This is a genomic window from Lysinibacillus sp. FW301-JW8 (assembly GCF_058788755.1).
The window spans coordinates 18133-30243 of sequence record NZ_JBYTBB010000069.1 but is presented as its reverse complement, the minus strand read 5'-3'; the positions used below and the strand labels follow the sequence as shown (position 1 = coordinate 30243).

Below are 12111 nucleotides of genomic sequence, written 5' to 3'. Positions count from 1 at the left end.
GTACTCTCAACTCTAGCGGATACAGATGTTTTTTTGTATTCTTTTTTAGCAAGAACAGATTTTGGTGTTGAGCCTTATTTGAATCTTAAAATTTTTTGTTTATGTTTAATTTTTTCCCACTCTCCTTTGATATGTATTTTTAGTAAGTTTTCAAGTTCTTCTATACTCTCCATAATCTTTTTATCTATTATAACTGTAATAGATTTTATATTATAAAACTCTAAATTTAACCCTCTAAAAAATACCAAATCATTATCTTCTTGAATATTTCTTATTATTTGGTTAAAATCATTAATATTCTTCAATTTTATCAATTTCAACAAATACCTTATTTTATTTATTACAATTAATTCCTCTCTTTTTTTAGAATTAAATTGATATTCTAAAAGACAACTAAGGTGTTTTAATTCTCTGTAATTTTTTTCAAAAGAATCATCTAGATTACTTGTTAAAATTAAGGATAGAAATTTTGCTGTATGTTGTTTAAAATTATTTAAAGATTCTAATCTTTCTTTTAAAATTGTATTTGCATAAACATTTCTCTGAGTATTTAAAATAGAAAATAATAAGTTAGTAATTCCGATAATAGCTGTAAAAATTATTCCTATAAAAGTAACTTTATCTTTCAACTCTAAAGCATCCCACATATATATTCTACTTTCTGATAAGTTTATTTAATAGTAAATTGAATTTTTCTTTTAATCAGTCAAAAAATTCTTTAATCAATTCCACTGAAATTACTACACTATTTCTTGCTGCATACTGTGCATAATCACTATTCTTTTTTTCATCCGAAAGATCACTTACACCTTTTATCCCTATACTCATAGGTTTTTTTCCATTTGCATTTACTGCAGCATACATAAAACCGTAAATCTCCATATCCAATCCTAAAATTTTCCTCTGCTGTTCTTTAAGTAATTGAACTTTTTTTGTTGCTGCTATAACTGCTGCTCCACTTGCTACCGGCCCTATATGGATAGAAAAATTACTTTGAGGCTTTAATTGATCATATTTAACATATAAATCATCTATCAATGCTTTATTCATTTTTATCAAACCTATATTTTTTTCTAAATCTTTATCTAATCTAATTTGTAAGGGACTCTGCTTAAATACCATTACATCATTTTCAACTGTAAATTTGCCGTCTCCTGAATCCCAACTTGGATCTGCAATTATGACATCACCTACATTTACTTCGTCTTTAATTCCTCCCATAATCCCGGGCATAATAACTAGCTTTGGTCTAAATAAATTTATTAGTTTCATTGTTGTAACAGACGCTGCACTTAACCCCATCTGATTAGCAGATACTGCTACCATTCTTATATCTTTTTCTTTTACTTTCAATCCACCGATAAAATATATTAGATTATCTTCTTCAAAAATATGCTCAACCCAGTTAGCTTTAATTTTTAATACTTCATCTAATTCTGGGGATTGTAATGCACATACAAAACCAACATCATAGATAAAATCGGTTTTTAATGGATTTTCTTTCATACTTTTAATATACAAAAGCTTATTTTTTATTTGCTCAACCCACTTTAAGTTAGTTCTATCGTATTTAATCAATGAAAATAAATTATCTTGAAAATATGAATCCACTAAATTTATACTAGAATCAAACTCTGTTAGTCCTATAACTTCTTTAGGAAGATTATATTTCCGTCTATCTCCTAATGCTCTTTTTAATAATTTTAGTCCTCCTTCAGGATCAGGAGTATCTCCAAACCTATTAGGTAAGTTCATATCCAAAATAACTACATCATAGTTATTTTCTCTTAAACTTCGTATACCACTATCTATACATTGAGCAAGACTAATATTACTTCCATTTAGAGTTTCTATCTTTCCTAGTTCTTCTCTTATCATTCCAGTTTTATGAGCATTGTCATCCACTATCAAAATTTCAAACATTTTACATTACCTCAAAATCTCTCATAACATTTAAAAGTTCTTTTTTCCATTCTATCCCAGCAGGATTGTAATATATAGTTTTTATATAGTTATCAGAAAAATCTTGTTCTAACTCTTCTATTAACTTATCTAGAGTCATTATTTTTTCTTCTCCGAAAGATTCAAATTGCGTGACGATAACTGTAGGGATACTTACCTTTCTACGTTTCAATTGTCTAAGTATTTCTTTCCCTCCAAAATGCATTACCTTTCCTCCACCAGTATCCGTCGAAATATCAAAGGTAGGCATACTCATGTCTAAAACAAGAAATTGATAATTATTACTTAAAATTTCTCTAAGTCCTGTTTTATAAGATTTTTTAATGACTACATCATATAAATTATTACTATTTAAAAAGAAATCATTCAATTGCTTGGCTTTGTTAGGATCATCCTCAATAATCAACACTTTCATTGAAATCCCTCCTAATTTTCCATCTTAATAGTCAGTATAAATTCATCATCAACAATATTATAATCAACTTCACTTGATTTATACCCAAAATCGACTTGTGCTATTTTTTTTAACTTGGATAATCCTGAACCGCCTTCTATGTTAACTAAATTAAAGTTTGATTCACTAATTTTCTTTCTATTTTTTTCAATGTTAATTAAACGTTTTTCTAAGGATTCTGTTTTAAAACAGATTTTATTTTTACACTCTAGTAATACTCCATTTTGTTCTTCTATAAATTTTAATTCAACAGGGATCTTATTAATAAGTCCACTTCTTTTAAATATATTATCGAATATAATAACGAATACATCTACAAAGCCTCTTAAATTTTTTCCTGCTATAGGTTTAGATTTTAAAGTTTTCCTTTTTATTTCTATATTTTTGCTCATATTAATTTTATTTGCCACTTCTAGTCCAATTTCATATGCTAAATCTATTTCAAATTCTTTAATATTTAAACCTTCACTTCTATTAAACCAACTAGATACTTCTTCAATTTCGTGAGTCATAATAGTTTTTGTTTCAATGATTTTATGTTTTAAATCCATTAAACTATTTTCTACTTCAACTTCGTCAACTTCTTTTAATAATTTATCAAAATAACCATTTATACTTTCTAGGAAATTATTAGATATATAATTTTTTATACTTTCCAAATTATGTTCTGTTCTACCCCATAGATAACCTATCATATAATCAATAAAATCCTCTAAGCTTGTCTTTACTCCTGACATAACTAAAGTAATATACAAACTATTAATTGCCTTATATCCAACAGAGTAATCAAAATATGAGTTTTTTGTATAGTTTGACTCTATTGCAATTTGAACTTTCTCTTCTTTTAGGCTCTCGACAATTAAATCAAAACTTTCAGAAAAAGAATTCAAAGCATTCAATAATTTTTCTTTATTTAATTGATTTTTAGGTTTAACCCTTTTTAACCAATATTCATTTGGTAAATATGAATCATCAGTAGAATTTTTAATAGTTATTAAATTAGAGCTTTCTATTGGTCCTCTTAAATGCCCCACTAAAGTACCATGTCTAATACCTACACTTAAATAACCATCTAGTCCATATTCTTTACTAAAAACAAATTGGTCTCTTATTTCCTTAATCATATTTTTGAAGATATCCAATTTCTCATCTTTTGGCATAGTAATAATCACGGTATCCATTTCAAAATTATAAACTTTTCCAACTAATTCTCTGTCTTTACTCTCAAATGTTTCAAATCTAATATAGTTTTCTTTTAAACTTCGTTTTAAAAGATTCTTTAATCCCGTTTCATCTACATAAATTTTGCTAGTTTCAATAACTCTTTTAAAAGTTTTTATTCGTTTAACTCTAGTAATTTCTTTGATTTCCTCATTATATATTTCAATATTAATAGGATCTATTTCCGACAGTATATTACAAATAGCAATTCTTTCTTCTTCAGCTTCATGCTCTGTGGAGATATTCCATAACTTAGAAAGAACATCAATACTACACACTTCTTTAAGAAAATAGATCAACTTATTTCTATTAATCATCTTTAAATCAGATTTTTTTAGATTTGATACTAATTCAACACCGTAACTATTTAAGAAGTCCTCTAATATATCACTACGTAATTCTTCCTTTTCAGAACCAATATATTTTGTATACAGTTCAAAAATTATTGGATAATTTATATTACTAGTATCTTTATCTATTTCTTCTAAATCATCTAATATATCCCTTAATTTTACATCTTCAATTAAATTAAATCCGTCAATAACATTATCAACAATTAAATCAATAGATTGCTCATATTCTTTAATTTGTTGGTAAATATTTATTTTTTCAACAAGAATCTCAAATTTTGATAATCTTGTCTTACTTAAATGAATATTTTCATAACAATTTAATGCTTCTTTATAATTTCCTTGTTGTTGATAAATAATTGCCGAATATTTATTTTTTCTTTCAATCGAAATATCTAAAGCCTTTATGATCTCTATTTCACCAAGTAAAAACGCTTCATGTAATTTTTTAGTTGAACTATCCATTTCCCCAAATCTACAGTTAAATATTTTCTTTAGTTGATATTCAGAGAAAAAATTATTTGATAAATGTGGTTTGAGCAGCCAATAGAATCTAAAGCCATCTGAAATTCTCCCATATTCATCAATTTCTTTTATATTAACCTTTGTTTGAAATGCCATAGCAATTAATTTCCATGCCCAAATATTTAATGAATAGTCATAAGATATTTTAATAATTTCATCTAAGAAATCTATATTATTCTTTTCTTGTTTATATAATTCATAAAATAAGACAATAATTTTATTTATTAATCCATTAAATTTTCCCTCTAGTTTATCTTCTGTATAAACAAGTGATTTTATATAAATCTCATAGATATCAACACACCAAGGTCTCTCCTGTAATAATTTCTCACTTAATTTAAGTGTCTTCTCATAATTTCCAACAGTATAGTTATCAATAAGTGTTATCATTTCACTATCAACTGTATTTTGTTTTTCATTTAAATAAGGTAATAATAAATTTTTTAAGTCCGAATCATTAATTACCTTCAAGTTTCCAAATAATTCTTGTATAAAGCTTTCATCAACTGCTTCAGTTTTTAAATAACTTACTAGTACCTTTATAAATGAATCGTATCTATCCATCATCGGAAGTTTAGAATCTATTGCTAACAATACCCCTATATGTTCTGTGTGGACATACTTATAACTCAATTTATTTGAAAGATAGATAGCTAATGCAGAATCTGATTCTCCATTAGACAAATCAACAATCATTTTATGAACTTCTGTTTCATATTTCCCGGGAGTAACATTTTCTTCTGCTTTTATGCTTAAATACCTTACCATTACTTTATATAAATCTGGAACATCTTCATTCTCTAAAATTGTCGAAGTATATTCCTTTTGTTTTTTAAGTCCATAAAGTTCTTGATAAACTTTTAATCGTGTTTCTATAACCCATAAACTAATTCCATAGTTCTGTTCTAAATTTGTCAATAATTCTAAACTCTTTTGTAATTCACCTAAGAATATGGCTTTAAAAATCTTGTTTTTATAATCAATTATTTCATTGATTTTATTATGAATTTTAAAAAATATTCTAGAATTCCATAATAAATTCTTATTAAAATCCTCCAAATTATAATGATAAACTAAATTATTATTTATTTCTTCTATTTTTAAAGGGAATGCTTTTAATAATAATGCTTTTTGGGTTAATAGGTTATTATACAATTGATCAATTGTTCGATTAATATCTTTAAGATTTGTTTTTATCTTTACATATTCTAGAGCATCTGTGGGACCAAGTTTTTTAATTTTGGTTGTATAAACTTTGGTTGCATTCATTTTTATAAACCCCTTTAAATATTTTTAGTTTAAACTTTTTCTTATTGATTGATGATTGAAATTAATTCTAATACTAGTTTATAAAATCTTATAAATAATTTCAGTAATAATATTACTTTTTAGAAAATAAGTTAAGATTTTGAAGTATTATTTTATAGTATCCAAATATTAAAAAGCCTTGGAGAGACTATTAATAGCCTCTCCAAGGCTTTTTCTAATCATTATATAATTATTTTTCTCTATTATACTATCATCTGTCTCAAAATATTGTTTCTTACCCTAAAAATTGTTGTACTAGATAAATTCATGTGCTTTCCAATTGCTCTCATGCTATTTCCATTAAGGAGCCTGTGTAATACCTCAACTTCTCTAGCCCCATTTACTAAAGAAATACGCTTCTGCACCTCACTGACCATATATTCGTATTCACTAATACGTTTATTACTTGAATAAACTCTTCGCTGTACCTCAACAAAAACTGGATCACTTGTCCATCCACTTGCCTTTGGTAGTGTTGCCTCAATCCCGTAAATAGCAGTTTTAGCTCCAATGTAACTTTTAGTGTCAACCTTTACTACTGGTTGTCTAGCTTCTTCAATTGACTCAATCATCCAGCTATAATTCTCAATCCATTGAAGTAAATTTTCTTTTGTTATCTTATTTTGCCCTTTTAACATAGTTTTGCCCTCCTATGTGATATAATGCAGTTATCTGACTAGCCTACATAGAAGGGCATAAATCAATTCGAGCTGCAGCGTGTGATGACGCTGCGGCTTTTTTATTTCTATTAATCCCTCTAAATCTTTAAGAGTAGGTGCTTTTTTGAATCTTAATATTTTTTTCATCCCATTTTTTCTCCTTTCAATTACTGAATATCTTCTTTCTATTGTTCATATGGTTTTAGTTATCTTCTTCGATTTTTCTTCCATACTCTTCGTCCAAGCCAGAAACAGTTGCACCAAAATTAGGTTTATTTTCTTGGCTCATTTTATTGATAAACTCAGCTAAGTACTCTTGGTATTTATCTTCCGAAATGCCTGTAACGCTGATTAATGCATAGTGTCTTTTCATTTCACTTGCTCCCTTCGTATAGCAGCTCTGGATTTTCATAGATATTTCCGACCTTTTTCATGAGCTTATTATCCGGCACACCATTTTTGTCTACACAAGGGAATAACTCAAATCCATTCCATTCAAATACAACAGCTGTGATAGCTACCTTTGCGGAATTGTCATTAAAACTTGGATGTGAAACCAATTCACGTACAACTGTTTTAATCGCTACTTTGAAATATCGCGTTTCTCCATCTACAACATGCCATTTTCATCAAGCGAATTAATTTCACCGTCTAAATGTATTAAAACGCCTGGCGCCCATGATTCAATCATTTGTTTGCCTTGTGGGTACCACACATTGAATTTTTTATTCATTTCACTTTCTCCCTTCCTTTATACAGCTAAAAACTGGCACAAACGTTCGCATATAGTTATAATTGTCTTATCTTAAAAACAAAAGGAGTCTTGCCTTATGAGCCAAAGAGTTGCCTACTATGATGTTGCACCTGATGGTCTGAAAATTATGATGGATATGGAAAAATACACAAAGAAGTCTACAATTAATCGAGTAACTCGTGAACTTATCAAAATAAGAGTCTCCCAAATTAATGGATGCGCGTTCTGCTTAGACTTGCATACATCCGATGCTCGTAAGATGGGTGAAACCGAACAGCGTATTTATTGTTTAAATGCTTGGAATGAATGTACTTTTTATACACCAGAGGAGAAAGTTGCTCTAGAATTATCTGAGCATATAACTTTAATTCCTACTAAAAGAGTTCCAGATGAACTATATAAGCGTGTATGTGAATACTATGACGAGAAACAGTATGTTGACCTTGTTCTAATTATCAATCAGATCAACAATTGGAATAGAATTTCTATTGCAATGGGGAATACAGTAACTGAAAAATAATAACTCCTAAACGAACATCTCACAGTGTTCGTTTTTTCCCTCCTTTGCTGAACATTTTCTTTCTGACACGATTGTCATTTCCCTTCTTTCTTAATCACATTACATTTATGGTATAATCACACAAAAAGGGGTTTTATTAGAATAATGCTTGTAATATTATTTTTTATATTTGTAATTTGGTATTTGTTTAAACTCATTAACTTGCAAGAAGAACAAAACAACTTATGGGAGAAACAAAACAGCTTGCAGGAGGAACAAAACGAAATTCTAAGGAATATATCCAACAAGCTAGATAAGTAGTATACATAGATGGGAAATCCCATCTTTTTTACTGAACAAAATTGTTCAATAAATCACTACTTTTAATTTTCCTTCTCTCGCCTTTTTTTGTTGAATCGCCATAAATTTCATTACCGCTTCTTGTTCTGTTGTAGCAGGCTCAATTAATTTCAATTCAGCAAAATATTTCGTTACACTTCTGTAGCAACGTGTTACTTGATAAATGCCCCATTGCCCATTTACGTTATCCACTACACGCAACTGGTGATCTTCTGGTGCTAATGCTATTTTTACTCCAAGCATTTTTTCTACTTGACGTACCTGTTCAAATTGCTCTTTCGATACTACAATCTTCATGCACATTCTCCTTTGATTTATATTTATCTTGTGAAGTTATCTCAAAATAAGCTCAACTGCTCATATTTTTGTTTTTTGATAGGTACATTCATCATTTCAGGCAAATCGTTCACCATTTCCACCTTTTTTTGCGCCGTTTTTGGCATATCGTTCACCACAACCGTTTCAAAAGGTTCAATGCATTCAAAACAACTAGTATTTTTGTAAGTACCAACAGGATCAACATCAGGCGGGATTTCAAAAACACATCGTAATAGCCGTTTGCTTTCGGAACTGTGATAATGTATTCTTCACCAATTTTATAAAAATGCGAGGGTAGCTTAACGACACGAGCTAGGTATTTCCTTGTTATTTGCGTTGGCACTTCCATAGCAGCATCTACTAACTCAAAGCGGCTCTTTTGATAGGTGCCGAAATGGGCACCAGGATGATGGAATCTGCTTACGTTATAAGCTAATCCCCCATGTGGGAAAAGGAAATATTCTTCCCCCACTTTCAAATTGGTACAAACACCAGCATTAACGCATTTTCCTTTTTTGCGTTGTTTAGTTGGCATCCTGCATCCCCATCTCTTCTTGATTTTCCGCTTCTAGCACGTCATATATAGTGAGCTGATTTTTCAAAAACTCCTCTTCCAAATCATCCAAATGCCGTTGCCAGCATGTGAACCCATATCGTCGTACTATACACCGCTTTTTAAAGGTCTGTTACATCTTTTACAACGATTCATGATACTTCCCCTTATCATCCGTTAAAATGGTAAATCATCCTCAGATACCTCAATAGGTCCTCTATTGTTTGCAAATGGATCTTCATCTACACGCGTATAATTCGGCTGATTCATAGGAGGCTGATTTTGCTGATAAGCTGTATTGCCGCCAAATGTACCATGCCCAGGCATAGAGCCACCAAATGATTGATTTAGTTGATTATTTCTGTATGCTTGTCCACCATATTGAGGCTGATGTGCATTCGGTTGATTTTGATAATACGGCTGATTGCTTTGAGCTCCACCAGTATTACTACGTGGTTCTAAAAATTGGATGCTATCCGCTACAACGTCAGTGGTATACACCCTTTGACCATTTTGCCCCTCGTAGCTACCTGTTTGGATACGCCCCTCTAAACCAATTAATGCGCCTTTACGTTGATAGTTTGCTAGATTTTCAGCTTGTTTACGCCATGCTACACAGCTAATAAAATCAGCATCACGTTCTCCCTGTTCATTAGAAAATGTGCGATTGACTGCAACTGTGAAGCGGCATGATGCAATACCGTTTGGTGTGTAACGTAGTTCAGGATCTTTAGTAAGCCGACCAACTAAAACAGTACGATTTATCATTTGTTTGAATCCTCCCTTTTTGTTGCAATGCCAGCATGTACGTTATTTTCTAAGTATCTAAGTTGTTGCATAACATAATGTGGGCATCGCTGTCACTTAATCGCTTTTGTACGTCTTGTAGGACTGGAAGCGGGAACTCATACTCACTTTTGAGTTTGTTGATGCGATCTGCTACTTGCTCATTGGTAATCACACTCTAACCTCCCTACATAGACCTATAACTGCAATAAAATCACCAGGTAAAAACTCAATTTTTTTGATGGTTGTAATACGTGCTGAGCTTTCCTCAAACTCAATTTTTTCACCCACCTGAACAGTTCGAGGTTTTGTAACAATACGGAATGGTACGGATTTAACTAGAGCCACTACTCATTCCCCCTTTTTAGTTATCGCTTTTAGCAAAGCTATGTCGGTAAGCTTGTCCACCGATTGACCTTTAGCTTGTAGCGCTTTTATTAAATAATTGCGGATTTTTTGATGTCTGCTCATTGTCATTCCGCCTTTCCTAGCATGGCTAGTATTTTCTGTCGCTCTGCTTCAAAGTCCATTGGAGGTAAGTCTGATTCGGTTGTTTCAGGTGGTGTAAGAGAATTATCTTTATGTCGATCTTTAAACCAATCAGGAACCCTCTCTTCTCGACCTTGGCGGTAAATCCCCTTTGAACTCAATCTTGCCTGTTCAGCTTTGGCTTTCTCTGAATCTCCTTTAATTTGCCGGATAAGGGTTGTTGCTTTTTCACGTAATTTCTTCGTGGAAAGGATATTGGATTTCCAAAATGTATTAGACGTCGTACTTTAAAGGAAGCTGCAAAGGGCTTTTAATTAGCGGTATGGAAATTTGATAGAGGTTTGGAAAAGTAAACATAGGTGCTAGCATTTTACGAAAGTAAGATGTCGGCGCCTATGTTTTTTGAACTGAAGCTAGTTATGTTGTAGCTAAAATAGTCCCCAAAGCGTCGTTTTGGAAGACTTTTCACTTAGCGTTGTAAATCTGCATTTTTCTGATGCTACCCCATTTTGTGTAAAACATGTCCCATTTCATCTATCCAATTTTTTCCACCATATACTACAAAGGTTGTTTCATTACCTTTCGCATCTAAAGTTGAATGTAGAATAGAGACATGGACATAGCCCGGTTAAGTAAGTAATATTATAACCAAGAGAGGACGTGTCTTTTTTATGAGTCAAAAACGATACAATCAAGAATTTAAACAAACTGTAGTAGAGCTATATCGCTCTGGTACTACGGTCAGTCAATTGTCTAGCGAATATGGTGTTTCTGAAGTAACTATTTATAAATGGATTAAGTTACATTCTCCTATTGAAGGTGCAGAAGAATTAACTGCAGCGGAAGTTTCTTCGATCCAAAAAGAAAATTTTCGGTTAAAGCAGGAGATTGAAATCTTAAAAAAGGCTATGACCATATTCGCGAAAAAGTAACAGAACAAGAACTCATTGACCATATTGAAAACGAAAGCGAACATTATCCTATTCATTCAATTAATGTGTCGCATTTTAAAGGTACCCAAAAGTACGTATTATCAGTCTTTCCACAAGAAACTAAGCGTGTACAGTGAAATCGCTCGGCTTGCTTATCGGCTTACGACCTCCAACCATTTCGCCCACCTTCATTTGTAGCATCTACCTTGTTTCTAAATTTTGGACAGACTTTTTTACTCAGCTCTTCACCTGTTATGCTGAGTGTTTTTAAATGTGAATTTTTATTATTAATCACTTTGCATTTTTATTAAAATCCAATAATTTCACTTTAAATCTCAATAACATACAAATTTATTATTTAGTGACAACAATAGGTATTGTTGATATATTAATTACATATATAGAAAGGAGATGTTGTCATGAAAGGTCTCTCGATTACATCACTTATACTTAGTATTATTTTTTTCTTCATGGGATTTTATAGATTATTTTTCTATTCAAACCCTGAATCCAGGGTACTTAAATCACGCAATGCATGGGTTGGTGGAGATGCTTATAATTACATAATTAACGGTACTCAAGCGACTGCATACTTTGTATTATTTGCTGCTTTTTTTATAGCATTTGTATTAATAAAAATCGCCTTACACCTGCAAGACACTATAGAGTCATCGCATAGAGAGGCGAGTAAAGAAATAGATGAATATGAAATTATTAACACTAAAGAATAATAAATACATTTAATATTTTTTACGTTAGACCAGGACCATATTTATGAACCTGTTTTTTTGTGTGTAAGGATATAATTTTACTTTCTACTGTTGTTCTATCCTCAAAGTGTTCAGTAAATGAATCAAGTCATAGTACTAAAAACTCTATAGATTGTTAAAACTCTAAAACGCAAATTGTCATTTTCCTTCTATATCAAACCTAAAACTGAA

Annotated in this window: 16 protein-coding genes and 1 pseudogene; 3 read left to right on the top strand and 14 right to left on the bottom strand. The window is 30.9% G+C overall.

Going from position 1 to position 12111, the window contains the following annotated elements:
- Nucleotides 1-74: 74 nt before the first annotated feature.
- The 7 genes from AC3WOM_RS22010 to AC3WOM_RS21980 all read right to left on the bottom strand — a co-directional run bounded on the left by AC3WOM_RS22010 (nucleotide 75) and on the right by AC3WOM_RS21980 (nucleotide 7212).
- Entirely contained in the window at nucleotides 75-629 is a 555-nt protein-coding gene (locus AC3WOM_RS22010) for a hypothetical protein (protein ID WP_492448350.1), read from the bottom strand.
- A gap of 73 nt (nucleotides 630-702) precedes the next feature.
- A complete protein-coding gene (locus AC3WOM_RS22005) occupies nucleotides 703-1923 on the bottom strand; it encodes a phosphorylase family protein (RefSeq protein WP_492448349.1) in 1221 nt (406 codons plus the stop codon).
- A gap of 1 nt (nucleotide 1924) precedes the next feature.
- A complete protein-coding gene (locus tag AC3WOM_RS22000) occupies nucleotides 1925-2377 on the bottom strand; it encodes a response regulator transcription factor (RefSeq protein ID WP_492448348.1) in 453 nt (150 codons plus the stop codon).
- A gap of 11 nt (nucleotides 2378-2388) precedes the next feature.
- Nucleotides 2389-5781 (bottom strand): tetratricopeptide repeat protein, encoded by a 3393-nt coding sequence (locus tag AC3WOM_RS21995; protein ID WP_492448347.1) that lies wholly within the window; start codon nucleotides 5779-5781, stop codon nucleotides 2389-2391.
- Nucleotides 5782-6023: 242 nt separating this feature from the next.
- The gene (locus AC3WOM_RS21990; protein ID WP_492448346.1) at nucleotides 6024-6458 is read right to left on the bottom strand and encodes a LuxR C-terminal-related transcriptional regulator; all 435 of its coding nucleotides are present in this window, start codon (nucleotides 6456-6458) and stop codon (nucleotides 6024-6026) included.
- Between the two features lie 223 nt (nucleotides 6459-6681).
- Nucleotides 6682-6852: a hypothetical protein gene (locus AC3WOM_RS21985; protein WP_492448345.1), complete on the bottom strand. Its 171-nt coding sequence runs from the start codon at nucleotides 6850-6852 to the stop codon at nucleotides 6682-6684.
- A gap of 237 nt (nucleotides 6853-7089) precedes the next feature.
- Nucleotides 7090-7212, bottom strand: coding sequence for a hypothetical protein (locus AC3WOM_RS21980; protein ID WP_492448343.1), 123 nt, complete (start codon nucleotides 7210-7212; stop codon nucleotides 7090-7092).
- A gap of 97 nt (nucleotides 7213-7309) precedes the next feature.
- Between AC3WOM_RS21980 and AC3WOM_RS21975 the strand changes: the two genes are divergently transcribed.
- Nucleotides 7310-7753 carry a carboxymuconolactone decarboxylase family protein gene (locus AC3WOM_RS21975; protein ID WP_492448342.1) on the top strand — a complete coding sequence of 148 codons (444 nt, stop codon included), beginning with the start codon at nucleotides 7310-7312 and terminating at the stop codon, nucleotides 7751-7753.
- Nucleotides 7754-8098: 345 nt separating this feature from the next.
- On the opposite strand, the gene AC3WOM_RS21970 is transcribed toward AC3WOM_RS21975, so the two are convergent.
- The 7 genes and pseudogenes from AC3WOM_RS21970 to AC3WOM_RS21940 all read right to left on the bottom strand — a co-directional run.
- On the bottom strand, nucleotides 8099-8389 hold the full coding sequence (locus AC3WOM_RS21970; protein WP_492448341.1) for a hypothetical protein: 291 nt from the start codon (nucleotides 8387-8389) through the stop codon (nucleotides 8099-8101).
- Between the two features lie 151 nt (nucleotides 8390-8540).
- The gene (locus tag AC3WOM_RS21965) at nucleotides 8541-8945 is read right to left on the bottom strand and encodes a hypothetical protein (protein WP_492448340.1); all 405 of its coding nucleotides are present in this window, start codon (nucleotides 8943-8945) and stop codon (nucleotides 8541-8543) included.
- Nucleotides 8946-9140: 195 nt separating this feature from the next.
- Nucleotides 9141-9731 (bottom strand): single-stranded DNA-binding protein, encoded by a 591-nt coding sequence (ssb, locus tag AC3WOM_RS21960; RefSeq protein ID WP_427549281.1) that lies wholly within the window; start codon nucleotides 9729-9731, stop codon nucleotides 9141-9143.
- 49 nt (nucleotides 9732-9780) lie between these two features.
- Nucleotides 9781-9924: a DUF6877 family protein gene (locus tag AC3WOM_RS21955; protein ID WP_427549282.1), complete on the bottom strand. Its 144-nt coding sequence runs from the start codon at nucleotides 9922-9924 to the stop codon at nucleotides 9781-9783.
- Nucleotides 9921-10097, bottom strand: coding sequence for a hypothetical protein (locus tag AC3WOM_RS21950; RefSeq protein WP_427549283.1), 177 nt, complete (start codon nucleotides 10095-10097; stop codon nucleotides 9921-9923). The genes AC3WOM_RS21955 and AC3WOM_RS21950 overlap by 4 nt, the downstream gene beginning before the upstream one ends.
- A gap of 125 nt (nucleotides 10098-10222) precedes the next feature.
- Nucleotides 10223-10399 (bottom strand): hypothetical protein, encoded by a 177-nt coding sequence (locus tag AC3WOM_RS21945; RefSeq protein WP_427549287.1) that lies wholly within the window; start codon nucleotides 10397-10399, stop codon nucleotides 10223-10225.
- A 48-nt stretch (nucleotides 10400-10447) separates the two neighbouring features.
- Nucleotides 10448-10507: pseudogene (locus tag AC3WOM_RS21940) on the bottom strand (hypothetical protein); the annotation flags it as partial.
- Between the two features lie 402 nt (nucleotides 10508-10909).
- Here AC3WOM_RS21940 and AC3WOM_RS21935 point away from each other — a divergent pair.
- Both AC3WOM_RS21935 and AC3WOM_RS21930 read left to right on the top strand, forming a co-directional pair.
- Nucleotides 10910-11170, top strand: a complete 261-nt coding sequence (locus tag AC3WOM_RS21935; RefSeq protein ID WP_492448339.1) for a transposase — start codon at nucleotides 10910-10912, stop codon at nucleotides 11168-11170.
- Between the two features lie 419 nt (nucleotides 11171-11589).
- A complete protein-coding gene (locus AC3WOM_RS21930; protein WP_492448338.1) occupies nucleotides 11590-11901 on the top strand; it encodes a hypothetical protein in 312 nt (103 codons plus the stop codon).
- Nucleotides 11902-12111 lie beyond the last annotated feature (210 nt).

Coding starts and splice junctions, on each gene's coding strand:
- AC3WOM_RS21930 (WP_492448338.1), top strand. CDS start 11,590: ATGAAAGGTCTCTCGATTACATCACTTATACTTAGTATTATTTTTTTC.
- AC3WOM_RS21995 (WP_492448347.1), bottom strand. CDS start 5,781: ATGAATGCAACCAAAGTTTATACAACCAAAATTAAAAAACTTGGTCCC.
- AC3WOM_RS21985 (WP_492448345.1), bottom strand. CDS start 6,852: ATGAAAAGACACTATGCATTAATCAGCGTTACAGGCATTTCGGAAGAT.
- AC3WOM_RS21990 (WP_492448346.1), bottom strand. CDS start 6,458: ATGTTAAAAGGGCAAAATAAGATAACAAAAGAAAATTTACTTCAATGG.
- AC3WOM_RS22000 (WP_492448348.1), bottom strand. CDS start 2,377: ATGAAAGTGTTGATTATTGAGGATGATCCTAACAAAGCCAAGCAATTG.
- ssb (WP_427549281.1), bottom strand. CDS start 9,731: ATGATAAATCGTACTGTTTTAGTTGGTCGGCTTACTAAAGATCCTGAA.
- AC3WOM_RS21970 (WP_492448341.1), bottom strand. CDS start 8,389: ATGAAGATTGTAGTATCGAAAGAGCAATTTGAACAGGTACGTCAAGTA.
- AC3WOM_RS21965 (WP_492448340.1), bottom strand. CDS start 8,945: ATGCCAACTAAACAACGCAAAAAAGGAAAATGCGTTAATGCTGGTGTT.
- AC3WOM_RS21935 (WP_492448339.1), top strand. CDS start 10,910: ATGAGTCAAAAACGATACAATCAAGAATTTAAACAAACTGTAGTAGAG.
- AC3WOM_RS21975 (WP_492448342.1), top strand. CDS start 7,310: ATGAGCCAAAGAGTTGCCTACTATGATGTTGCACCTGATGGTCTGAAA.
- AC3WOM_RS21980 (WP_492448343.1), bottom strand. CDS start 7,212: ATGAATAAAAAATTCAATGTGTGGTACCCACAAGGCAAACAAATGATT.
- AC3WOM_RS22005 (WP_492448349.1), bottom strand. CDS start 1,923: ATGTTTGAAATTTTGATAGTGGATGACAATGCTCATAAAACTGGAATG.